At 37.5% G+C, this 22529-nt stretch carries 23 protein-coding genes; 13 read left to right on the top strand and 10 right to left on the bottom strand.

Annotation, left to right across the window (positions count from 1 at the left end; genetic code table 11):
- Positions 1-2 precede the first annotated feature (2 nt).
- From egtB to LGQ90_RS14585, 3 genes are read left to right on the top strand one after another with little or no spacing between them, the layout of a single operon-like run.
- Complete coding sequence (egtB, locus tag LGQ90_RS14595) at positions 3-1166, top strand: ergothioneine biosynthesis protein EgtB (protein WP_229342229.1); 1164 nt, start codon at positions 3-5, stop codon at positions 1164-1166.
- 12 nt (positions 1167-1178) lie between these two features.
- Positions 1179-2147, top strand: a complete 969-nt coding sequence (locus tag LGQ90_RS14590) for an L-histidine N(alpha)-methyltransferase (protein ID WP_229342226.1) — start codon at positions 1179-1181, stop codon at positions 2145-2147.
- 20 nt (positions 2148-2167) lie between these two features.
- Entirely contained in the window at positions 2168-2449 is a 282-nt protein-coding gene (locus LGQ90_RS14585; RefSeq protein WP_229342222.1) for a DUF427 domain-containing protein, read from the top strand.
- A gap of 5 nt (positions 2450-2454) precedes the next feature.
- On the opposite strand, the gene LGQ90_RS14580 is transcribed toward LGQ90_RS14585, so the two are convergent.
- Positions 2455-2745 carry an isoamylase early set domain-containing protein gene (locus LGQ90_RS14580; protein WP_229342221.1) on the bottom strand — a complete coding sequence of 97 codons (291 nt, stop codon included), beginning with the start codon at positions 2743-2745 and terminating at the stop codon, positions 2455-2457.
- A gap of 197 nt (positions 2746-2942) precedes the next feature.
- On the bottom strand, positions 2943-4019 hold the full coding sequence (locus LGQ90_RS14575) for an aminotransferase class V-fold PLP-dependent enzyme (protein ID WP_229342220.1): 1077 nt from the start codon (positions 4017-4019) through the stop codon (positions 2943-2945).
- Positions 4020-4082: 63 nt separating this feature from the next.
- On the opposite strand from LGQ90_RS14575, the gene LGQ90_RS14570 reads away from it, so the two are divergent.
- The 6 genes from LGQ90_RS14570 (at position 4083) to LGQ90_RS14545 (ending at position 9972) form a co-directional block, all read left to right on the top strand.
- Complete coding sequence (locus LGQ90_RS14570) at positions 4083-4541, top strand: 2TM domain-containing protein (protein WP_229342219.1); 459 nt, start codon at positions 4083-4085, stop codon at positions 4539-4541.
- Positions 4542-4547: 6 nt separating this feature from the next.
- On the top strand, positions 4548-5030 hold the full coding sequence (locus LGQ90_RS14565) for a dihydrofolate reductase (protein WP_229342218.1): 483 nt from the start codon (positions 4548-4550) through the stop codon (positions 5028-5030).
- Entirely contained in the window at positions 5017-5877 is an 861-nt protein-coding gene (locus LGQ90_RS14560) for a fructosamine kinase family protein (RefSeq protein ID WP_229342217.1), read from the top strand. Before LGQ90_RS14565 ends, LGQ90_RS14560 begins: the two co-directional genes overlap by 14 nt.
- 98 nt (positions 5878-5975) lie before the next feature.
- On the top strand, positions 5976-6476 hold the full coding sequence (locus LGQ90_RS14555; RefSeq protein WP_229342216.1) for a pyridoxamine 5'-phosphate oxidase family protein: 501 nt from the start codon (positions 5976-5978) through the stop codon (positions 6474-6476).
- A gap of 91 nt (positions 6477-6567) precedes the next feature.
- Positions 6568-7449, top strand: coding sequence for an ACP S-malonyltransferase (gene fabD, locus LGQ90_RS14550; protein ID WP_229342215.1), 882 nt, complete (start codon positions 6568-6570; stop codon positions 7447-7449).
- Between the two features lie 135 nt (positions 7450-7584).
- Positions 7585-9972, top strand: a complete 2388-nt coding sequence (locus tag LGQ90_RS14545; protein WP_229342214.1) for a T9SS type A sorting domain-containing protein — start codon at positions 7585-7587, stop codon at positions 9970-9972.
- A gap of 150 nt (positions 9973-10122) precedes the next feature.
- Here LGQ90_RS14545 and LGQ90_RS14540 read toward each other — a convergent pair whose 3' ends face one another.
- On the bottom strand, positions 10123-11403 hold the full coding sequence (locus tag LGQ90_RS14540; protein WP_229342213.1) for a metal-dependent hydrolase family protein: 1281 nt from the start codon (positions 11401-11403) through the stop codon (positions 10123-10125).
- Between the two features lie 3 nt (positions 11404-11406).
- Positions 11407-12540 carry a DegT/DnrJ/EryC1/StrS family aminotransferase gene (locus LGQ90_RS14535; protein ID WP_229342212.1) on the bottom strand — a complete coding sequence of 378 codons (1134 nt, stop codon included), beginning with the start codon at positions 12538-12540 and terminating at the stop codon, positions 11407-11409.
- 98 nt (positions 12541-12638) lie between these two features.
- Here LGQ90_RS14535 and LGQ90_RS14530 point away from each other — a divergent pair, with 98 nt between their 5' ends.
- From LGQ90_RS14530 to LGQ90_RS14520, 3 genes are all read left to right on the top strand, one after another.
- Positions 12639-13862 carry a 3-deoxy-D-manno-octulosonic acid transferase gene (locus LGQ90_RS14530; RefSeq protein ID WP_229342211.1) on the top strand — a complete coding sequence of 408 codons (1224 nt, stop codon included), beginning with the start codon at positions 12639-12641 and terminating at the stop codon, positions 13860-13862.
- Between the two features lie 105 nt (positions 13863-13967).
- On the top strand, positions 13968-14207 hold the full coding sequence (locus tag LGQ90_RS14525) for a hypothetical protein (protein WP_229342210.1): 240 nt from the start codon (positions 13968-13970) through the stop codon (positions 14205-14207).
- 73 nt (positions 14208-14280) lie between these two features.
- Positions 14281-14541 (top strand): hypothetical protein, encoded by a 261-nt coding sequence (locus LGQ90_RS14520; protein WP_229342195.1) that lies wholly within the window; start codon positions 14281-14283, stop codon positions 14539-14541.
- A 50-nt stretch (positions 14542-14591) separates the two neighbouring features.
- On the opposite strand, the gene LGQ90_RS14515 is transcribed toward LGQ90_RS14520, so the two are convergent.
- The 5 genes from LGQ90_RS14515 to LGQ90_RS14495 form a co-directional block, all read right to left on the bottom strand.
- Complete coding sequence (locus tag LGQ90_RS14515) at positions 14592-15359, bottom strand: LexA family transcriptional regulator (protein ID WP_229342192.1); 768 nt, start codon at positions 15357-15359, stop codon at positions 14592-14594.
- Positions 15360-15442: 83 nt separating this feature from the next.
- Complete coding sequence (locus LGQ90_RS14510) at positions 15443-17431, bottom strand: heavy metal translocating P-type ATPase (protein WP_229342190.1); 1989 nt, start codon at positions 17429-17431, stop codon at positions 15443-15445.
- 84 nt (positions 17432-17515) lie between these two features.
- A complete protein-coding gene (locus LGQ90_RS14505) occupies positions 17516-17932 on the bottom strand; it encodes a Fur family transcriptional regulator (RefSeq protein WP_229342188.1) in 417 nt (138 codons plus the stop codon).
- A 105-nt stretch (positions 17933-18037) separates the two neighbouring features.
- Positions 18038-18232: a hypothetical protein gene (locus LGQ90_RS14500; protein ID WP_229342185.1), complete on the bottom strand. Its 195-nt coding sequence runs from the start codon at positions 18230-18232 to the stop codon at positions 18038-18040.
- Between the two features lie 121 nt (positions 18233-18353).
- A complete protein-coding gene (locus tag LGQ90_RS14495; RefSeq protein WP_229342183.1) occupies positions 18354-18695 on the bottom strand; it encodes a hypothetical protein in 342 nt (113 codons plus the stop codon).
- 454 nt (positions 18696-19149) lie between these two features.
- On the opposite strand from LGQ90_RS14495, the gene LGQ90_RS14490 reads away from it, so the two are divergent.
- Positions 19150-19998: a universal stress protein gene (locus LGQ90_RS14490; protein ID WP_229342181.1), complete on the top strand. Its 849-nt coding sequence runs from the start codon at positions 19150-19152 to the stop codon at positions 19996-19998.
- A 63-nt stretch (positions 19999-20061) separates the two neighbouring features.
- On the opposite strand, the gene LGQ90_RS14485 is transcribed toward LGQ90_RS14490, so the two are convergent.
- Positions 20062-22500: a zinc-dependent metalloprotease gene (locus LGQ90_RS14485; protein ID WP_229342179.1), complete on the bottom strand. Its 2439-nt coding sequence runs from the start codon at positions 22498-22500 to the stop codon at positions 20062-20064.
- Positions 22501-22529: the final 29 nt, after the last annotated feature.

The following is a 22529-nucleotide window of genomic DNA, read 5'->3' as shown; positions in this document are numbered from 1 at the left end:
TTATGCTTTCACAAAAGGAAATTATTCAACTTTTTAAAGATACAAGGGAAGATTCAGAAAAGATATGTTCTTTTCTGGAAACGGAAGATTATGTAGTTCAGCCCATTGAGAATGTTTCTCCACCTAAGTGGCACCTTGGCCATACCACCTGGTTCTTTGAGGAGTTTGTACTAAAAAAATATGCTGGATCCCATGAATTATTTGATGAGCATACGGCTTATGTTTTCAATAGTTATTATGAGAGTGTAGGTGAAAAAGTGATAAGAACCAATAGAGGTAATTTATCCCGCCCCACGGTTGCATGGATCTATAAATTCAGAAAGTATGTCACCGAAGAGATGATGAAACTCCTGGAAAACAATAAACTTAGTAAAGAAGCCCTGGGAGTTATTGAGATTGGGTGCCATCACGAGAAACAACATCAGGAACTTCTTTATACCGATATTAAATATATCCTGGGGAACAATCCTCTGCTTCCAAAATACAACGATGAATTTAAGGAAAATATCATCCAGGATTTTGAACAGGAATGGATAGATATTTCGGAAGGAATTTATGAAATTGGTCATAAATCTGAGGATTTCTGTTATGATAACGAGAAAGGAGTCCATAAAAAATACCTCTGTGATTTTAGTATTTCCAACAAACTTGTTACAAATGCCGAGTTTATAGAATTTATAGAAGCCGGCGGATATAAAGATGTTCTCCTATGGCATGCTGAAGCCTGGGACTGGATCAACGAGCATAAGATATCTTCACCCTCTTACTGGCATAAAATTGATAATGATTGGCATCAATATACCCTGAACGGACTTATTAAATTAGATCTGCAGGCGCCCGTCACTCATATTTCCTATTTTGAAGCTTTTGCTTTTGCCCAATGGAAAGGAATGCGACTCCCTAATGAAGAAGAATGGGAAACAGCCCAGGAAAAATTCGCTTGGGGAAGCAGATGGGAATGGACAGAAAGTGCTTACTCTCCTTATCCTAATTATGAAAAACCTGAAGGCGCTCTTGGTGAATACAATGGCAAATTCATGGTCAACCAAAAGGTATTAAGAGGCGGCTCGGTTGCTACTTCTAAAAATCATACTCGACACACCTATAGAAATTTTTTTCATCCACAGCTCAGATGGCAGTTTACAGGCTTCAGACTGGTAAAATAATTACAGATTTAAATGAAAAATCCACCGGAAACTATGTTTGAAACAGCCTTCGCTGAGGATACCTATAAGGGATTAACAAACTATCCAAAATACCTGTTATCCAAGTATATCTATGACAAAAAAGGAGATAAACTCTTTCAGCAGATCATGGATATGCCGGAATATTATTTAACCTCCTGTGAACTTGATATCCTGAAAATCAATTCTGAAGCCATTGCAAAATCTTTCAGTAGCGATTCAGGATTTGATCTTATTGAACTTGGAGCCGGAGACGGAAAAAAGACCAAGATCATTCTTAAGGAATTAGTAGATAAGAATTTCCAATTCGACTATTTACCAGTTGATATTAGCCAGAATGTACTGGAAGAACTTGAAAGTTCTTTGCAGAAAGAAATTCCAGAAGTAAACGTAAAAATTCAACAGGGAACTTATTTTAAAACCCTGGAAAAACTTTCAGAATATAACACCCGAAAAAAGGTAATCTTGGTTCTGGGGAGCAATATTGGCAACCTTTCCCATAAAGAAGCGGTGGAGTTTTTAGCAAATATTGCCCAGGCAATGAGTGAGGATGACATGCTTTTTATGGGCTTCGATCAAAAGAAGAATCCTCAAACAATTCTTGATGCTTACAATGATCCCTCCGGTATTACCGAAGAATTCAACAAAAATTTACTAGTAAGGATCAATAGTGAATTAGACGGGGAATTTGACACCAATAGTTTCTTTCACTGGGAAACCTATGACCCTGAGACCGGAACTGCAAAAAGTTTCCTGGTTAGTAAGAAACCCCAGAAAGTAGTTATCAAAAGGCTTGGACTAGAGATCAATTTTGAAGCCTGGGAAAGTATAAATACCGAGATCTCACAGAAATACGACGACTCTATCGTAAACTGGCTGGCAGATGAAGCCGGTCTACATGTGGAGAAATACTTTGGTGACAAGGAAAATTGCTACAAAAACTATATCTTTAGAAGAAAGTAACTTCTAAATTATATAATAAGATGAAAGCTATATGGAATGACACAGTAATTGCTGAAAGTTCCAACACCAAGATCGTGGAGAATAATCATTATTTCCCACGGGAAGACGTTAAAGAAGAATATTTTAGATCCAGTGACTCCCACACCCGCTGTCCCTGGAAAGGAAAAGCATCCTATTTTCATATAGAGGTTGATGGAAATTTAAATAAAGATGCTGCCTGGTATTATCCGGAAGCAAGCCATGCTGCAAAACCTATAGAAAATCATATTGCCTTCTGGAATGGCGTAAAAGTCACTGAATAAAAAATTCAGACTACCACTACGCTGTTTTCTGAAGCTGCAAACTCATTCCATTTATAAGCATCAGCTTCGGCGTCGTTGGTCCATTTACCATCTACGATATATTTGAACTGATATTCTTTATTTACAGGAAGATTAAACTGTCCTTTAAAATTGCCATTTTTGAACTTTTTCAGTTCTGTTAGATTCCAGGCATTAAAGTCTCCGGCTATTTCTACTTTTTCAGCCTCTTTAGCAGGTACACAAAAGGTGATCTTACATTCAGGCTTCGATTTAAGATATTGTTTTGTTATAGACATGATATATTTTTTTTCATAATTAATGTCCAAATTAAAATAATATCATCTTATAAAACAATAAAAATCAGCAGGTTATATTCATTTTTTCGAAATTTGAAATTAATCCTGACATTCTCTATCAAGTCGAAAATACGCAAACGATATAATCAATTATTTCATTAAAATTTTAAGAAGGAAGTATGGTTAAGAAATTCATTTTAGATCTTTAAAATTCTGAAAAGATGGTTCAGATCTTTTTCAGAATTGAAATAATGCATACTCACTCTAATTCCATCCCCTCGTTGTGAGGTAATTATACCTTCACTTCGCAGCTGATTAAATAAGTTTTCATCTCCTTTTATATTGAAAAGAGGGGAGAAATCGTCACGTCCTAAAGTCCAATCTTCCAGGAGGCCTGCTTCGGCAAATCTATCGCGGGCTATTTTCTTTAAAACTTCAATTTTATCCTGGATAGTTCTCATCCCTATCTTATTGATCAACTCTATGGCTACTTTCAAACTTCCGAAATTGAGGGTATCATAATGTCCCGGTTCGAACTTGCCTATAAAATTTCCTTCATGAGCTTTATATTTTCCCTGAAGTGATCCAAATCCAAGATGTTTAGGAGATAACTTTCCCTGGACACTTTCATTGAAAAGCATGAATCCGTTGCCGTAGCCGGCATTCATCCATTTATAACAGCTACTTATTGCAATATCTATCCCCGACTCATCAAAATTGAATTCCTCTGTTCCAAAATACTGGGTTCCATCAGCGATAAGGATTAAATCTGGAAACTGTTCTTTTAATTTCTTAAGAAAATCAACACTTAGCTTGACGCCATTGATATATTGTACGATACTAAAAGCAAAAAAATAAGGTTTTTCCTTTTCGATCTCTTCAATAATATTGGTTTCAAAAGTCTCATCCATTTCAGCATAAACCACTTCAAAATCTCGTGATTCTACCGGCCAGTTAATAGACGGATAATCGTTCTTTATCAAAAGCGCTTTAGTTGGTTTATCCAGGCTTTCCAGTACACTATTAAAACCATAAGAGAAATTAGGAATCAATGCGACTCTATTGGGAGCACAATGAAAAAAATCACCGACACTTTCTCTTACCCCGGTAAGTACCTCCCCCATCTTTTCTTTAAGAAGACTGGCTTCAATTAGAAAATCCATATCATGATCCTGACGGAATTCCCAGACTTTTTCAGGCAGAAGCCCCGAAGCTGCCGTATTTAAATAAGTGTATTGTTCCAGTACAGGAAAGCCTTTTCTTAAATTATCCATAAGCCTTGGGAAGTTCTTTTTATAAAAATGTAAATTTGATACTACACTAATGTAAGAGTTATTATGTTTTCTAAAAAGAAAAATACTTCCGAAGTAGATTACGAACAGCGCGAACTTTATGAAAATGCCCGTAAAAGAGCCAGGCAAAAAAAGAGGCTTTTTCAACATTTTGTAGTATTCCTAATCGGGGCCGTGTTTCTAATTGTCCTGAATGTGGTGATAGGTTATCAAGAGAATTTCAAACCTCTTGGATATAACTGGTTTGTATGGGCAGTACTGCTTTGGACATTGCTATTTCTAATCCATTTTTTCAATGTTTTTATAGTAAACAGTTTTATGGGGAAAGAATGGGAAGCAAAACAGGTAGATAAACTGGTTAAGAAGCAGCGGGAAAAAATAGCGAAACTACAGGAAAAAGTAGAAAGGGATCATCCTACTCCACCTTCCAGAAATACCACCGACACTACACCTCCTCCAAAAAGAATAAGTCCGGAAGATCCAGATAGACCAATAAACTCTTAAGAATAGATGCTTACAATGATCGCTGCTGCGGCAGAAAATAATGCTTTAGGAAAAGATAATGACCTGGTTTGGCATTTACCAGACGATTTTAAAAGATTTAAAAGGCTCACTTCCGGTCACCATATTATTATGGGGAGAAAGACCTTTGAATCCTTCCCCAAACTATTACCAGAGCGTACTCATGTTATAATTACCCGGCAAAAGGATTATAATCCTGAAGGAACCGTTGTCGTAAATTCTATGGAAGAAGCTATTCGAGTCTCGAAACTGGATGAACAGGCATTTATAATTGGCGGGGGAGAAATTTACAAAATGGGAATGGAACATGCCGAAAAGATAGAGCTCACCCGGGTACATGGAAAGTTTGATGCAGATACTTATTTTCCTGAAATCAACGAAGAGGAATGGGAGCTTGTAAAGGAGCAATTTCATGAGAAAGATGGAAAGCATGATCATTCTTTCACCTATCTAACCTATGAGCGAAAGTAATTCTGAAGATATTCTAAATAGGATCGCGCAGGATTTCGGAAAAGAACTCACCGGCTTTTCCAGGCTCACCGGCGGGGATATTAATGATGTTTTCCTACTGAATTGTGCTGCTGAAAAATTCGTAGTTAAGATCAATAATAATAAACGCTTTCCCGGAATGTTCGAAGCTGAAGAGGCAGGTTTAAAAGAACTCGCCGCTTCTGGAGTAATTGATGTTCCAGAAGCTCTAAAAACTGGCCACGCAGGTTCACAATCTTATCTAATTCTGGAATATAAAGAGCCCGCACTAAAAGCTTCAAATTTCTGGGAAGTTTTTGGAGAACACCTGGCAGCTTTACATCAGCAAACCTCTGATTCTTTCGGTTTCAAAAATGATAATTATATAGGCAGTCTTCCGCAGTATAATGATCGTAAAAAATCTTCCGCAGAATTTTATATAGAAATGCGAATCAAACCTCAGATAAAAATGGCTGAAGAAAAAGGTTTTCAGCTAAATGTATCGGAGAATTTCTATAAGAATTGCGAAAATATGATCCCATCGGAACCACCTGCCCTTATTCACGGAGACCTTTGGAATGGTAATTACTTGGTAAACTCAGCCGGGATGCCTTGCTTAATAGACCCCGCTGTAGCCTATGCACCTCGCGAAATGGACCTGGGAATGATGAAACTCTTTGGGGGTTTTGACGAAATTATGTTCCAAACTTATAATGAAATCTACCCCCTTCAGGGAAACTGGCAGGAAAGGACCCCTTTATGGCAATTATATTATTTACTGGTACACCTAAATATTTTCGGGGCAGGGTATAGATCACAAGTCTCTTCAATAATTGGAAAATTCAGCTGATTTTACAATTCTTAACAACAGTACTCCTTTTTTTAATACTTCATTAGCGCATAAGCCACCCTATCTAAAGTATCTTCATACCAAACAAAAAATTGATTATGAGTACTAAAAATTTATACGACGATAAGGCAAGAGAAAAGATCAAAGAACTGGCAGAAGATGTAGATTTTTGCATGTTAGTGACCAATATGGACCAAAAACCATTGAGTGCTGTTCCAATGTCTACTAAACAGGTGGATGACCACGGTGCAGTTTGGTTCTTAAGTAGAAGCGATAGCGATCATAATAAAGATATCAAGAAAGATAAGGACGTTCAACTATTATATAGCGGGACTTCAGATATGGAATTTTTGAGTATCTATGGTGAGGCTTTTATTGAAACCAATCGCGACGTTATTAAGGAATTATATTCTAAAACTGATAATGCCTGGTTTGACGGCGAAGATGATCCGAATATTACCGCTATAAAAGTGAACCCAAAAGAGGCTTACTATTGGGATAATGACGAGAGTAAAGTTACTACCTTGTTTAAATTAGGTATGGCAGCTGCCACCGGAAATAAACAGGATATTGGAGAAAAAGGAAAATTAGAGTTATAAAGACTGTATTTGTCGGAAGAGACCTCATAACGAAGCTTTGTTATGAGGTCTTTTTATTTATACCTATTTTTGTTCCTCTAAACCAACATTTATGAAAGCATATATTTTTCCCGGCCAGGGAGCCCAGTTTTCGGGAATGGGATTGGATCTTTATGAAAAGTCACCCGAAGCTCAGAAACTGTTCAATCAGGCTAATGATATTTTAGGATTTTCCATTACAGATATAATGTTTGAAGGTTCTGCAGAAGACCTTAAAGAAACAAAGGTGACCCAACCTGCTGTTTTTCTACATTCGGTAATATTGAGTAAAGTGCTGGGGAACAATTTTAAACCAGATATGGTGGCAGGTCATTCCCTGGGTGAATTTTCAGCCCTGGTTGCCAATGGCGTACTGAGCTTTGAAGATGGATTGAAACTTGTTTCACAACGAGCGCAGGCCATGCAAAAAGCCTGTGAATTAGAACCCTCTACCATGGCTGCAGTTCTTGGTCTGGAAGATGAATTGGTGGAATCTGTTTGTTCTGAAACTGAAGGAATCGTGGTAGCAGCCAATTATAACTGCCCGGGACAATTGGTAATTTCAGGAGCTTATGATGCGGTGGAAAGAGCTTGCGAGAATTTGAAGGAAAGAGGAGCGAGAAGAGCCATGATATTACCCGTAGGAGGAGCATTTCATTCACCTCTAATGGAACCGGCTAGAAAAGACCTGGCGGCGGCAATTGAAAATTCAACATTTAATAAGCCTATCTGCCCGGTGTATCAAAATGTTAGCACTTTTGCCGTAAACGATGCTGAGGAGATCAAGAAGAATCTCGTATTTCAATTAACTGCCCCTGTAAAATGGACCCAATCTGTTCAAAATATGATAAAAGATGGTGCTTCAGAATTTATAGAAGTTGGACCTGGAAAAGTTCTGCAAGGATTGGTTAAGAAAATTGATCGAGGCATGGAGACTTCCTCTGCGGAAATATAAAAATCGCTGCTACCGTGAATTTCAATAAAACAAATTTTTTCAATCAGGAGATTTTACTATTTTGTAAGAAATTTCAACTTTCTCTCCCTACAAGAAGGTATTTTATTAATATTTTCCTTACTTAAATTTATACTATTGAATTCACAAAAAATTTTCACAGGGCTTTTATTAGCCCTGTTTTGCTTAAAATGCTTAGCTCAAAATAAACCGGAAACCATTCAGGAATTAGAAACTGAATATGACCAACACTTTCAGAATTCCAGGGAATCTGTTTTTATACATCTCAACAAAAACAAATTTTTTGAGAATGAAAATCTCTGGTTTGCCTCTTATATCTATGACCTTAAGAAAAATATTCCAGGTTTCAATTCTACAAATCTGAATGTTCAGGTATTTGATAATACTGGAAAACAGATCACATCTAAAACATATTATATTTTCCAGGGAAAATCTACAGGCAGCATAGACCTTAGTAGTCTTCAACTTTCTCCAGGATTATATTTCTTAAAGGCGTCGACTTCTTATATAAGACAGGTGGACGATAGCCTTTCTGGTATACAGGCTTTTCAAGTTCTTGGGGAAACGGCAGAAGTTTCTACTAACACACAAATGCAGGAGTATGACTTGCAATTATTACCGGAAGGTGGTCATATAGTCACAGGTATAAACAATACGATTGGTGTTAAATTAAGTAGCTCTTTTGAAGAATCATACAACGAGCTACCGGGATTTGTTCTTAGAAATAATGACACTATCAGTCGGTTTAAAACAAATAGGTTTGGAATGGCCAGTTTTACACTTAAACCTAATTTGACAGATGATTTTGAAGTGATTCTAATTCTGGAAGATGGGGAGAAAATAAACCAAAAACTATCAGGTTTTGAATCCCGGGGTATTTCCATGACGGTTAAAGATTTCAACGAAGATATACTCATTTCATTAAAAACAAATTCCGAAACCAGGAAACAGCTTGAAGAGAAAAAATTTTTCGCAGCGATACACAGAGAAGGAAAAATTAAAGATTTTTCATTCTATTTTCCGGAAAATCAATCTGAAGCCAATATCACTTTTCCAAAAGATTCTCTTTTCCAGGGTGTAAATGTGATTAGTATTTTTAATGAATCTTTTGAACCATTATTAGAGAGACTGGTTTTTAATCAACCGGAAAAAAACATAGAATTTAAAATTTCAGGAACCAAAAAAACTGGAGATTCAATTAAACTGAGGTTATCTCAAAAAAGAAAAGAAGATCAAGTAGCTTCTCTGAGTATTTCCATACTTCCTGTAGAAACCAAAGCTTATGATAAAAACTCAAGTATTATCTCCTCATTTTTACTTGAACCATACCTAAGAGGAAACATACAACATCCTGCATACTATTTTTCGGAAGACTTTTCAGAAAGAAGGAGAATGTATGATCTGGACCTTTTACTTCTTACGCAGGGATGGAGCAAATATGAATGGAACGATATTTTTAAAAGCGAATCAAAGGAAATATTGGAGAGAAAGCAGGGCTTTAGCATTAAGGGTACTATTTTTAAAAGAAATACTAAAAAAGAAAACGAACTATTCTTAAGAAACGAAGCTTCAGGGGAGTTTGGTATTATTAATATTCAACCTAATAATACCTTCGAGATCGAAAATTTATTTATTGAGGATAGCACCCAATTTTCAATAGGGTTATTAAACGATAGGAATAGCAAGTTATCCAAGCCATCAGTGAGATTTCAAGTTTACCCCGAGGTTTTGAATTCCAGTCTTAATATGGACCAGTTAGATAAGGTGCTCAGTGTACCAACGGAAAGAGTTCTTTCGAATATTCCAGAAAACTTTGTTAGTTCTTCTCAAATGCTGGACACAGTTGTGATAAATGGTAGAAAGAAAAAAGATGATAAAGATTCTAAAACAGGAAATAGATTAAGCGCACTTGCTGATGAGTTTATTATAGATGAAAAAGATGAAATGTCTTATTATTACATTACAGATCTTATTGCCCAAAACGGATTTGTGGTACGAAGAACACCAGCATCTGTAGAAATACGATCCAGAGTTCCTTTTAGTCTTAGTGGACAGCCTCCACGTCCAATTATTTATCTTAACGGCGCGAGATTAATTGGTGATCTGGGAATATTATATAATATAACTACCAGCCAGGTTGAATCAGTTTACATTAATAAATCCGCATCTGCCGGTCGCGGATTAAATGAAGGCGGTGGTGTAATTGAAATAAATCTAAAGAAAGGTTCCAGCAATAGTGGTAACCGTAATACACTCAATTCTATAATCGCGAATAATGGATATGAGACACAAAAAAGATACTATAATCCAAAATACAATTCGTATAGCTCCAAATTATTTGAAGACTATGGTAGTATAGATTGGAAGTCAGAAATTTTTATGGATTCCGCATTTATAGATTTTAAGATACTGAATACCCTTCAAAAAAACATTAAGCTTTATATGGAAGGCTTTACAGGGAATGGTGAATTGATTTCAGAAATAATCGAAATAGATATCAATTAAGCTTATAACTTCAGAAGTTATATAAAAGCTAAATACTTATAAAAATAAAGCCTGATCAGTCGATCAGGCTTTATTTTTATAATCAAATTTCGTAAATCTGAACTTGTTTAGGCTCTTCCTTAAGCTTTTATAAAGCTCAGGATTGGATCGCTACTTATTTTTGTAAACTTTCCCTTCTTTCATTACGAAAGTTACATTCTCCATCGTTTTGATATTTTTGGTTGGATCTTCATCAACCGCAATGATATCGGCGTAAAAACCCGGAGCGATTTGTCCGGACTCTTTTTCCATTTTTAGAATTTTAGCCGGCACTATAGTCGCCACCTGAAGTGCTTCCATTTCAGGCATTCCTGCTTCCACCATAAACCCGAATTCTTTTGCATTATCGCCATGCTTAAACACTCCTGCATCAGTTCCAAAAGCAATTGATACTCCCCTTTTATACGCTTTCGCAAATGTATTCTGAATTTTAGGCCCTATTTCCTTTGCTTTTGGCACTACCAGCTCCGGATAATAATTTTCGATCTCGGCTTTTTCTGTCACCTCTTTTCCTGCCGTTATGGTCGGTACCAGGTAGGCATCATATTCCTTCATTAGATCCATAGTTTCTTCACTCATTAAAGTTCCATGTTCTATGGTCTTAACCCCTGCTTTTACCGCACGTTGCATCCCTTCATCACCGTGGGCATGTGCAGCCACATGAAAACCATAATCTTTTGCAGTTTTCACGATCTCTTCAATTTCTTCATTAAAAAACTGAGGATTAGAACTGCTTTTAGCCACGCTTAACACGCCACCGGTAGCAGTGATCTTTATAAGATCGGCGCCATTCTTATAACGCTGTCTTACCGCTTTCCTGGCATCTTCCACACTATTTACCACTCCGTCTTTGGGTCCCGGATCTCCGATCATGGCATTATTCATTCCGTTAGTAGGATCTGCATGCCCTCCTGTGGTAGCTAAAGATTTTCCCGAAGTAAAGATTCTGGGCCCCTTAACCTTTCCTTTATTGATCGCATCACGTAGGGCAATATTAACTCCGGAACCTCCAAGATCCCTTACCGTAGTAAATCCTGCCATTAGGGTTTTTTCAGCAAAACCTATGGAACTAAAGGCATCATCTGCCGGATTATTCGTAAATCTTTGAAGATATTTACTGGGATTGGTTTCACTTTCCAAATGCACATGCATATCGGTAAGGCCCGGTAATACTGTCTTATTTTTCAAATCTATTAAACTGTCTTCAGCAGCAGGTTCTAAAAAGCCTTTCTCAACACTTTTAATCTTATTACCAGAAATAATAATGGTTTGATCGTTAAGCATCTTCCCATTTTTAGTATCCACTAATTTTCCCGCATGGATATAAATATCCTGGGCCATTAGTTGTGTGGAAACAAAAATGGCCAAAATTACTGTAAGCAGTTTTTTCATAATTTATTTATTAAGGAAATCGATAATTGTTTCTGAAATATACTGAATTTGATCCTCTTCCAGTTCAGTATGCATTGGTAAAGAGATCACCTCCTTGACCAATTGATTGGTCACGCCAAAATCATTTTCATTATACCTCTCATCCAGGTAAGCTTTTTGACGGTGCAAAGGGATTGGATAATAGATACCAAATGGAATTCCTTTTTCCTGAAGATGTTTCGCTAAAGCATCTCTTTTTCCATTTTTGATCTTCAATGTATACTGGTGGTAGACGTGGGTATCACAATCACCTGTTCTAACGGGGGTTTCAATATCTTCATTCCCACGGAATGCATCGGTATATTTTAAAGCAGCTTCTTTCCTTGCTTCATTGTAGATATCGAGATTTTTAAGCTTAGCTCTTAACACAGCAGCCTGGAAACTATCCAGTCTTGAATTTACCCCAACCACATCATGATGATAACGCTCGTACATTCCATGATTCACGATCCCTCTAATAGTATGGGCAAGCTCATCATTGTTAGTAAAGATCGCACCGCCGTCACCATAACAACCCAGGTTTTTAGATGGAAAAAAGGATGTTGCCGCAACATCTCCTATGGTTCCTGCCTTGCTCGTTTTCCCTTCTTTCGTATGGAAATCTGCACCAATGGCCTGGGCATTATCTTCTATAACATATAAATTATGCTCTTTTGCTATCTCCATGATCGCATCCATGTCTGCCGTCTGTCCAAACAAATGCACAGGTACGATTGCTTTAGTATTGGGAGTGATCGCTTTTTTGATCTCTTCAGGATCTATATTGAAAGTTTTTGGGTCTACATCTACCAGCACAGGGGTCAATTGAAGTAAAGCGATCACCTCAACGGTGGCCGCAAAGGTAAAATCGGCAGTGATCACTTCATCACCCGGCTTTAAACCAAGACCCATCATCGCTATTTGCAATGCATCTGTCCCATTGGCACATGGAATCACATGTTTTACTCCCAGATACTCTTCTAATTCTTTTTGAAACGCATGAACATGAGGGCCGTTTATAAAGGAAGTATCTTCCAGTATTTCCTGCATTCCCTTATTTACTTCATTTTTTATACCTTCATATTGACCTTTAAGGTCAACCATTTGAATCTTTCTCATCTACAATATTTTTCAGGTCTACGAAAATACGAAATATAGGCCCTTCTGACAATCCATTTATTGGGAAAGGCCTATTTTAGCAACCTTAAGATTTTAGTGTGCATAGAATTTACAACGTATTGGTGAAACTAAGCGGAGTCGTTCTTAAATCGGCCGGGATTTTTAGTCCTAAACTGAAAGAATTCACCGAAGGCAGGAAAGATCTTTTTTCTAAACTGGAAGGTACTATAGACCCCTCAAAAGAGCATCTTTGGATACATGCCGCCTCCCTGGGAGAATTTGAAATGGCTGTTCCCATTCTAAAAATGCTGAAAGAGAAGTACCCGGAAACTAAAACCGTGATTAGTTTTTTTTCAGCTTCAGGTTATAAGAATAAGAAAGAACATCCCCTGGTAGATCATTTCACCTATTTACCCCTGGACACCCCTAAAAATGCTGAAAAGTTCTTAGAAATTATTCAGCCGAAAATGGCATTTTTCATAAAATATGATTTCTGGCCTAACTTCCTGAATGAATTGAAAAAGAAAGAGATCAGAACATTTTTAATTTCCGGTGTATTTAGAAAAGACCAGGCCTTTTTTAAAGCGTATGGCAAATGGTTGAAAGAATCTTTAAAGGCATTTGAACACTTCTTTGTTCAGAATAAAGAATCGGAAGACTTATTAAATTCAGCCGGATTTAAGAATGTAACTGTAAGTGGTGATACGAGATTTGATCGGGTGGCCGCACAGATAGAAGCAGATAACCGGATTGATTTTATTGAAGAATTTAAGCAGGATCATTTACTTGTGGTTTGCGGCAGTACCTGGCCGGAAGATGAAAACCTACTACTGGATTTTATTAACAGCTCCAGTAATATTAAATTCATCATTGCTCCTCATGAGATCAAACCGGAAAAAATCCAGAAACTGGAAGCAGGCTTACAAATTCCCACGGTGAAATATTCTGATAAAGATGGAAAACAACTGAAAGATTATTCGGTCTTAATTCTTGATACCATAGGATTACTGGGCAGAGCCTATAGCTACGCAAACATCGCCTATGTTGGAGGCGCTGCCGGAACCAGCGGACTTCATAATATCCTGGAACCCGCTACTTTTGGGGTGCCTATAATAATAGGAGAGAATTTCAGCAAATTCCCTGAAGCAGAGCGCCTAAGACAATTGGCAGGGTTATTCTCTGTTAAAAATTCAGCGGAATTTTCAGCAATTATGAATAAGCTTTATACCAATTCAGAATTCAGAAAAAAGACGGGAATGATCGCCGGGCACTTCATTAACAGTAATACCGGGGCTACACGCATTCTTGAAAATTACTTATAAATTAGGCTTTTAAAATGTTAACATAGATTGCTAAAAAAAAGTAAAATATCATTCTGCATTAAGTATTAGTTGTAATTTCGATCTAAATAACCAAATTATTGAACCATGAAACGTTTATCAATTTTAGCCGGTGGGCTGCTAATGTTTTCTACGATACTTACTTCATGTAGAGATACCGCTGAAAAAGAAACAGTGATTAGGGAAGTTGAAGTGGAGAAAAAAGTAGAAACTCCGGAAGAAGTGGAAGAGAAAGAAGGAATTCTTGAGAGAACTGCGAAAGAAGTAGATAAAGAAGTAAACAAGGAAATTGACGAAGAAATAGAAAAAATAGGGGACGATAACTAGTTCGCCACCTTTAAATTTCACACATTAAATTACTAACTACAAAAACTTAGAAACAATGAAAAAACCAATAGTAATGCTGGCCCTAATGCTCTCAATGGGAGTATTCTTTACTTCATGTAGAGATACAGCAAAAGAAAATGAGACCGAAGACGTAGAAATGTCTGACGATATGGATGACATGAACGATGATAACAACAGCGTTGGAAGCGATATTGAGCAAGCTGCCGATGATGCAGGAGATGCCGTTGAAAATGCTGCTAACGAAACTGGTGATGCCGTTGAAAATGCCGCCAACGAAGTTGAAGACGAAGTAGAAAATAACGACGATTATTAATCGCTGATATTTTAATTAAAAGAAGCTCTTTCGAAAGAAAGGGCTTCTTTTTATTGTTTGAATGATTTTAGTTCTCTTTTAAGTTCATTCATAGATTGCTGTAATTCCTGAAACAGTCCATTATTAGTAGGATTGTCTAAATTAAAAGTAAGCTTGGAATTTACCTGCCATATTTCCTGGATATCGTGAACATTGATCTCTAATGGCAAATACTCTTCGTTTAAGGAAATTAGAAGAACCCTGGAAGGATCTGGCATTTTCTGAAGTTTCTTAACCAGCACAGAGTCATACATTACAATCACATAAACCTTGTTATTACTAGCCTCTTCTATACTGGAAACAGCTTTTCCCATTACCCATTCGCCGGGTCTGTAATCTGGCAACATACTGTCTCCTTCTATTTGAAAGCCTCTATAAGTAGCATTTCGAAACTCAGGTAAAGGAATATCAAATGCCGGCAATTGGTTATACCACTCCACATCCTGGACATTATGGGGATAACCCGCGGCAGCTTTTTGATTTACCAGAATAATATTCTCGTTATCGGCATTATCTACTGTAATTACCTTGGGACTAACATCTCCTTTGGAGATTGTAAGGTATTTTTGTCCACTTTCTCCAAACAACCACAAGGGGTTTATAGCAAACTGTCGCAGTAATTCCGCGACAACTTTCCCAGAAAGTTTAGTTCTACCTCTCTCTATATCTGCCGTAGAGTTTTTAATCCCCAATAGGCTGGCAAATTCAGACTGGGTAAAATTATTCTCTTCACGAATTTCTTTAAAGTGCTTAATTTCAATAGATCCAGGTGTGCCCATAATTAAATATATTAGGAATAATTCCAAAATTTACTCAAAAATATTGGATTTAATCCTATTTAACTAAAAAAGCTGAAGATTTTTTAAATATTGCTGTATTTATCTTTAAAGGCCAGTAAACGCAAAGCATTAAGAACTACGACGATCGTTGATCCTTCGTGGAATACAACCGCAATCCCAATATTTGCCCAGCCAAAGATGGTTGCAGGCAGAAGTAAAGCCACCACACCAAGACTAATCCAGAGATTTTGTTTTACAATTTGATGTGCTTTTCTACTTAAGGCTATTGCGAAGGGTAGAATTTCAAGTTTATCTGCCATTAACGCAATATCGGCAGTTTCCAGAGCCACATCACTGCCAGCTGCCCCCATCGCGATGCCCACGGTGGAATTGGCCATTGCCGGTGCGTCATTTACCCCGTCTCCGATCATGGCAATTTTTGATTCTTCTTTTTCAAGCTGTTTAATTCGGTCTACTTTTTCTTCGGGTAATAAACCTCCGTAGGCCTGGGTCAATCCAATTTCCGAAGCAACTGCGTTGGCTACCTCCTGGTTGTCCCCGGTTAGCATGATCATTTTTCTAATTCCTATTTTTTTAAGTTTTGCCAGGGTGGGTTTGGCCGATTTTCTAGGTGTGTCCATTAAGGCTATAATTCCACTGAATTTTTTGTTATTCTGAACAAGCATCACTGTTTTTCCTTCCTTTTCAAGATCTTTCACCTTTTTCTCTACAGAAATTGGGATCTCTGAAATCTCTTCATAAAGTTCTAAATTTCCAATTTTTATCTCTTCCCCGTTTATGTTTCCCCGAATTCCTTTTCCCTGAACAGCTTCTGATTTTTCAACTTTTAATAATCCGTTTTGTTTGGACAGTTTAGCATTGCCATCGCGAACAACAGCCTTCGCCAACGGATGATTACTTGAACTTTCAAGAGCAATGACTTTCTGCAAAAATTCATCTTTAGGCATACCATTTAAAAGGACAACATCGGTCATTTTGGGTTTACCTTCCGTAAGCGTTCCCGTCTTATCAAAAGCAAGCGCTCTTAAGGTTCCAAGATCTTCCAGGGGTTTACCTCCCTTTATAAGCACCCCGCCTTTTGCTGCGCGGGCAATTCCGCTCAGTACTGCAGAAGGGGTGGATATTGCAAGCGCACATGGACTCGCGGCTACTAAGGCTGCCATAGAACGGTAAAAACTATCCTGCCAGGATTCATCAATTATAAGAAAAGCAAAATTTAGAAGGATGATCAAAATAAGAACTGCTGGCACATAAAATTTCTCAAACTTATCGGTTAAAAGCTGGGTTGGGGATTTCTTTTCCTGGGCTTCCTGAACCATATTGATAAGTCGGTTCAAAGTTGAATCCTGAGATTCTTTAATCACTTTAATTTCTATAGTGCTGTCCCCGTTGATCGTTCCTGCGAAAACCCTGCTCTTTTCGGGTATTTCTGTCTCAGAACTAAATTCCTTTTCTGGATCTTTTAATGGTTCTTTATCTACCGGAATACTTTCACCTGTGATTGGAGCCTGATTGATACTGGTCTCTCCATTAATAAGAAACCCATCAGCACTTACGGTTGAATTAGGTTTGATCCTGATAATGTCTCCAATCTTAAGTTCAGCAATATTAACTTCTACAAATTCGTCTCCCTTTTTTCTTAAGGCTACTTTCGGGGATAATTTGGTGAGGGATTCTATAGATTTTCTTGCTTTAGCCATGGCCATATGTTCCAGGGCATGCCCCAGACTAAATAAGAATAACAATAAGGCTCCTTCAGCCCATTTATCTAAAAGTGCTGCTCCAACCGCGGCCACCAGCATTAAAAAGTCTATTTGGAATTTACCTTTGGAGATTTCCTGAATAGCTTCCTTCAAAGTATAATAACCTCCAAAACCATAGGAAAAGAGGTAAGGAATAAGAATATATACAAAGTCAAGTTCAGTAAAGTTATTCAGCAGAAAGCCTAGCAATAAAAATATCCCACTGCTTACAGCAAGAATGAGTTCAGTTTTATCACCAAATATTCCATCATTATGAGGCTCGCAGCAGCCATGATTATGTCCCGACATTCAGATTAAATTTTATCAATAATAATATTCAGTCTTATTTGAATTGGGGCTAAGTTAAGCTGAAATTTATGCAACTTAAGTGCATTAACTTTCATTGCATTTATCACAGATCCCTTTTAAAACAAGATTCATATCCTGGGTAACAAATCCCTTTGGCAGACTAATATGAGGGATTTTATGATCGGTAAGGCAAATCGTTTCATTACAATTAGTGCAGTGGAAATGAAGGTGAAGGTCCTGGGAATTACCAATCCCTACTTCGGGCTCATCAAGCGCATATTTTGCCACCCCCGTTCCATCATCGATCTGATGTACTAGCCCGTTCTTTTCAAAAGTTTTGATCGTGCGATATAGTGTAGTACGTTCAGACTTATCAAACCCCGATTCTATGTCATTCAGGGTAACGGCCGAGTTACGCTCTTTAAGGAACTTATACATAAGAAGCCTGATGGCCGTAGGGCGAACCTCGTGAGTCTTTAAAACTTTTTCGATCTCATCCATAGTAGAAGGAAATAAGCAAAGTTAAAGGGTATTATGTAAAAAAATAAAACCGCTACTCATAAAGTAACGGTTTTAAGACAAGTTCTAACAATAATGTTTTAAATATTATACGCAGCATTTACAGATTTTCACTTTTGAAAGCTGTAATTTTTGTTTTGCATTCTCAATTGCCAGAATAGAATTAGGGAATATACCTATGTAAACCCTTTCCAGTACATCTGGAAGACTTCTACAATTATCAGCATAAACCATAATATCACCCCAGGCATCAGGTACTTTTCCAGAATAGTAAAATTTCATGCAGCAATTTATAGTATTACTGAAATCATAAGTACCTTAATTCAATAAAATTTTAATCTAATTAATATTCCGCTTTTAAAAAAAATGGATTTTAAATACTAAGCTTTACTGAAATTAGATTTTATAAGGTCTTAAGTTCGATCACCCAGAAACCAATGATAAGCAAAAGAGAAATAAACATTCCTCCAAAGATCATTAACAATCCCCTGTTCTCTACTTTCATATTATATATTTCCTCATTAAAAAATTCCTTTTCAATTTTCTCCATCTTTAGATAATTATCTACTCCCAGTTTTGAGGCAATTTTTCCTTTAGGAGTCAGACGAATTTTACCGGTTCTGGCAATTTCGATAAGTTCATTTTCGCGTAGGGTATTGATAAATCCTATGGACGTCATTTCTCTAAGATCAGACACCATCATCCCCTCTTTAAACCCAGCTTGTTTTCTCACTACTGTTTCCATATTAACGTCTTTTTAACTTTTATCTAACACTAATTAACGAAAAATTATATTGGAAAAAAGTTAAAAATTGAAGCTATTCTTAGAAATATAACCTCTTTCAAGATTAGAAATATTTTTTAAATGTAAAATTTACGCGAAACCGTTAATACAAGTAATTGATTCTATGATTCATAGGCTTTTTAAATTGATATGAACTCTAAAAAATTGCGCTCTTAAAATAACTGGATTAATGCTAAAATTTAACATTCAGGAAGCTTTTTTCGATGATTTACTCTTAAGAAATAGCCGCTAATACTAACTATTCCTCTAAAAGTAATTTTAATACTAATCCTATTTGGGTTAAGAAAATTATTGGTGCTAACATGACAGACATCATTTTTTAAATACTCCTTCTCCCCTAAATTTACTTCTATATAAGAGATGGATTTAAATCCAAATTTTGAAATATGTTATCATGAAAAATATTCTAATTGCAACCGACTTTTCTAAAGAGGCGTATTGTGCTCTACATTACGTCACCCAACTCTTCACTAAGGCTGACACCAAATTCTTTATAGCCAATTTCTACGGAGAAAAAATCAATGCTTCTATCTATCATCTCCTAAACGAAGAAGAATTTAGCAAAATGCCTAAACTAAAACAGGAATCTCAACTGGCCTGCCAGGAAACTCTTCATCAAATAATAAGGGATTCAGGTTTGGCCAGTGATAGGTTTGAGGTAATTAGTTCTGAACAAAAACTTTCAAATGGAATAAAAGATCTTATTCAATCTCACAACCTCGATCTTGTGGTCATGGGCACCAAAAAACATACGGGCAGCCTGGCCGGTTTTATGGGTACAAATACTACCAGGATCATTGAGAAAACTTTAGCTGCACCACTATTAATCATTCCCCGTGAACTGGATTTCACGCCTCCAGCAAATATTGCCTTTGCCAGTGAACTTATTTTCGATTTTAATTTTGAGGCCATGGCAATTCTTAAGGAGATCGCGACAGAATTTAAATCTACGATCACCGTAATTCACTACGGTGAAGAGACCGAGATGTCACAGCGCCAATGGAAAAATTATAATGCATTTAAAAAATTCTTTGAAGGCATTAACATCAACCTTGAATTCTCTTCTACCCATGTGGATTTATCCAGAAATATCGCCGATTTTGTCAAAAACAACCATATAGATATGCTAAGTATGGGGTACTACAAACATTCTGCGACTGGAAAATTCTTTCGGGAACCGATAGTAGAGAAAATTGACCGGCATTTATCTTTTCCGTTTCTTATCCTGCCGGAAAAAAAGTAAAATAAAAAAAGCGGTCGTTTATAATTGATATAAACGACCGCTTAGATATTTACTGAAAATTTATTATGCCTCTGCTAATATGGCTTTGTCTATTCGGGCTACAAGGTCTTCCCAATGGTATTTGGTAAGCTCATGATCTCCCCTGTTCTTTCTTCTGTTTATATCATTTTTCAAACGATTCAATTCCCCTCGCATTAAAGCCATGATATCAGATTTAAGCACCTCATCATTTTCACGGGTTTCCAGCTCTTTTACATAAGATGCCGCCACATCTACAAAAGATCTTTGTAAATTTCTTCTGTAAGCATCGCTTTTTTCTGAAGTATAGAGTTCGCTGAAAATGCCTTTTCTTAGATCGGTCATCATTTCCACCACTGTGTAGGCCTGTTTCGCATTGACTTCCTGATTGGCGATCATTCTTTTCAAACGATCTTTCTCCAGCAGATTTTCCAATGCCCTGGTTTGTAAGGACTGAATTCTATTTATAGCTTCTGAAGATTCTATCCTGCTTAACAGGTCCTGATCCAACATCCAGTTTGGAGTGCTAAAAGCCTCTTTATTCAAAAATTCTACGGCATTTTCCTGAATTTCTGAAGGAACGGGCTCATAGATGGCGCCTGATTGATCTGAAGTTTTACGGGTTTCATAGACACCCCCCACATTCGTGATCACGTGGGAAAGATAACCGCGCCACATATAATTTAGTTCTCTGTAAACCTCATCCAGGTCATCATAAGCATACCCATCTTTGGAGGTCCATTCCACCAGATTTGGAACTACTTTCTTCAAATTTGATACGCCATATTCACTCGCTTTTATTTGATCTTTACCTAAACTTTCTCTTTGAGACTGAGGATCTGCTCCAGAATAACCATTCCCAAATTCATATACCGGATCTCCCGCTTTTTCCAAGATCCATTTATCCAGGGTATCTTTTTCTTCCTGGGCTGAATCTGCCTCCGGAAGATATCTATAACCCCAGTTAATAGCATAAAGATCATAAGGTCCCATCATCCTGATATATCTTACATCTTCATCTCCAGGTTGTGCCACATAGTTAACCCGGGCATAATCCATAATAGAAGGAGTTAACCCATATTTCTGGGTAAATTCAGCCGACCTCAACGAATCTGTGGGATAGGCAGAACTGGCCTTCATATTATGCGGAAGTCCCAAAGCATGTCCAACCTCATGGGCAATTACCATACGCATCATCTCTCCTATTTCTGCTTCAGGAGTATTCAAGGTTCTGGCATCTGGGTTTTGTGCTCCAGCCTCGATCATAAATCGGTTTCGGTAAGAGCGTAAATGATTATGGTACCAGATAATATCACTTTCTATGATTTCGCCGGTACGCGGGTCGGTCACAGAAGGTCCCACCGCATTTCTCGTGGTGCTGGCTACATAACGAACTACAGAATATCTTACATCTTCCGGACTAAACTCAGGGTCTTCTTCCTTGCTCGGAGGATCTTTGGCGATAATGGCATTTTTGAAGCCTGCCTTTTCAAAAGCAACATTCCAGTCTTCAATTCCCTGCTTAAAATAAGGCCTCCATTTTTCAGGAGTAGCAGGATCCAGATAATATACAATAGGATCTACCGGCTCTACGAGCTCACCTCTTTTATAAGCCTCCATATCTTTCGGGATCAGTTTCCAGCGGCGAATGATCTCATAATCATCTGCCTTTAATTCTTCTGAATTATAATCATACTTGTCTATGGTAAACCAGCCCACACGGTAATCTGCCAGCCTGGGCTGCATTTTATTTTCGGGTAAAAGGATCATAGATTGGTTCAAAAGCATAGAAATGGTCCCGGCCTGGTCCCTTTCCGGAGGCGTTTCAGCTTCATAGGTCATCACATGCTTCACTTCAATATTCTGCGGATATGAACTGGCAGATTCTATATAAGACCTGCTCTTATCCAGCTTCTTTACTTTATATTCTTTACGCAGCCGCGAAGAGATCCCGTTTATGGCCTCCACTTCATTTTCAAACAATCCGCCGGCTTCAATTACCACACTGGTAGAATCGGCATTCCAGGCTTCTATTTTTGAACTGAAAAGTATCGGAAAGAAATTATTGGCCTGTACAGATTTATAGATTGGTGATTCTTCGTCGCTTTGATTTTCAAAACTTATCACCTTCATATCCACATTCCCATTACGCTTTACCCATCTCACTACCTGCTCATTAACCTTTGAACCGGCATTTACATAGCCACCGCCAAAACCTGAAGGCACTCCGGCGATCCTGCTTACCAGTAGCATATCCTTTTCAAAAAGAGCTACCGGGATTTCAAAATAAAGCTTATCATCTACGAAATGGGTGGTAAAAAGGCCTTCATCGCTTTTTGCTTCTGCAGTAATGACCTTGGAATATTCTTTTAGATCTGATTTCTTTTTATCGGCTTTAGGCGCCTCCTGGGTGATTGATTGGGGAGTCTTGCAGCCGACGCTAAAAACGGCAAGTGTACCCAGTAATACTATTTTTCTGATCATGGAAATAATTTTGCTTCCGAAGATAAGCA

Source organism: Christiangramia sediminis (assembly GCF_020552705.1).
Lineage (GTDB): Bacteria > Bacteroidota > Bacteroidia > Flavobacteriales > Flavobacteriaceae > Christiangramia > Christiangramia sediminis.
This window is presented reverse-complemented; position numbering and strand designations above follow the sequence as displayed.

What these genes read in the sequence shown, in the direction of transcription:
- egtB (WP_229342229.1), top strand. Translation starts at nt 3, where the DNA reads ATGCTTTCACAAAAGGAAATTATTCAACTTTTTAAAGATACAAGGGAA.
- LGQ90_RS14590 (WP_229342226.1), top strand. Translation starts at nt 1,179, where the DNA reads ATGAAAAATCCACCGGAAACTATGTTTGAAACAGCCTTCGCTGAGGAT.
- LGQ90_RS14585 (WP_229342222.1), top strand. Translation starts at nt 2,168, where the DNA reads ATGAAAGCTATATGGAATGACACAGTAATTGCTGAAAGTTCCAACACC.
- LGQ90_RS14580 (WP_229342221.1), bottom strand. Translation starts at nt 2,745, where the DNA reads ATGTCTATAACAAAACAATATCTTAAATCGAAGCCTGAATGTAAGATC.
- LGQ90_RS14575 (WP_229342220.1), bottom strand. Translation starts at nt 4,019, where the DNA reads ATGGATAATTTAAGAAAAGGCTTTCCTGTACTGGAACAATACACTTAT.
- LGQ90_RS14570 (WP_229342219.1), top strand. Translation starts at nt 4,083, where the DNA reads ATGTTTTCTAAAAAGAAAAATACTTCCGAAGTAGATTACGAACAGCGC.
- LGQ90_RS14565 (WP_229342218.1), top strand. Translation starts at nt 4,548, where the DNA reads ATGCTTACAATGATCGCTGCTGCGGCAGAAAATAATGCTTTAGGAAAA.
- LGQ90_RS14560 (WP_229342217.1), top strand. Translation starts at nt 5,017, where the DNA reads ATGAGCGAAAGTAATTCTGAAGATATTCTAAATAGGATCGCGCAGGAT.
- LGQ90_RS14555 (WP_229342216.1), top strand. Translation starts at nt 5,976, where the DNA reads ATGAGTACTAAAAATTTATACGACGATAAGGCAAGAGAAAAGATCAAA.
- fabD (WP_229342215.1), top strand. Translation starts at nt 6,568, where the DNA reads ATGAAAGCATATATTTTTCCCGGCCAGGGAGCCCAGTTTTCGGGAATG.
- LGQ90_RS14540 (WP_229342213.1), bottom strand. Translation starts at nt 11,403, where the DNA reads ATGAAAAAACTGCTTACAGTAATTTTGGCCATTTTTGTTTCCACACAA.
- LGQ90_RS14535 (WP_229342212.1), bottom strand. Translation starts at nt 12,540, where the DNA reads ATGAGAAAGATTCAAATGGTTGACCTTAAAGGTCAATATGAAGGTATA.
- LGQ90_RS14525 (WP_229342210.1), top strand. Translation starts at nt 13,968, where the DNA reads ATGAAACGTTTATCAATTTTAGCCGGTGGGCTGCTAATGTTTTCTACG.
- LGQ90_RS14520 (WP_229342195.1), top strand. Translation starts at nt 14,281, where the DNA reads ATGCTGGCCCTAATGCTCTCAATGGGAGTATTCTTTACTTCATGTAGA.
- LGQ90_RS14515 (WP_229342192.1), bottom strand. Translation starts at nt 15,359, where the DNA reads ATGGGCACACCTGGATCTATTGAAATTAAGCACTTTAAAGAAATTCGT.
- LGQ90_RS14510 (WP_229342190.1), bottom strand. Translation starts at nt 17,431, where the DNA reads ATGTCGGGACATAATCATGGCTGCTGCGAGCCTCATAATGATGGAATA.
- LGQ90_RS14505 (WP_229342188.1), bottom strand. Translation starts at nt 17,932, where the DNA reads ATGGATGAGATCGAAAAAGTTTTAAAGACTCACGAGGTTCGCCCTACG.
- LGQ90_RS14500 (WP_229342185.1), bottom strand. Translation starts at nt 18,232, where the DNA reads ATGAAATTTTACTATTCTGGAAAAGTACCTGATGCCTGGGGTGATATT.
- LGQ90_RS14495 (WP_229342183.1), bottom strand. Translation starts at nt 18,695, where the DNA reads ATGGAAACAGTAGTGAGAAAACAAGCTGGGTTTAAAGAGGGGATGATG.
- LGQ90_RS14490 (WP_229342181.1), top strand. Translation starts at nt 19,150, where the DNA reads ATGAAAAATATTCTAATTGCAACCGACTTTTCTAAAGAGGCGTATTGT.
- LGQ90_RS14485 (WP_229342179.1), bottom strand. Translation starts at nt 22,500, where the DNA reads ATGATCAGAAAAATAGTATTACTGGGTACACTTGCCGTTTTTAGCGTC.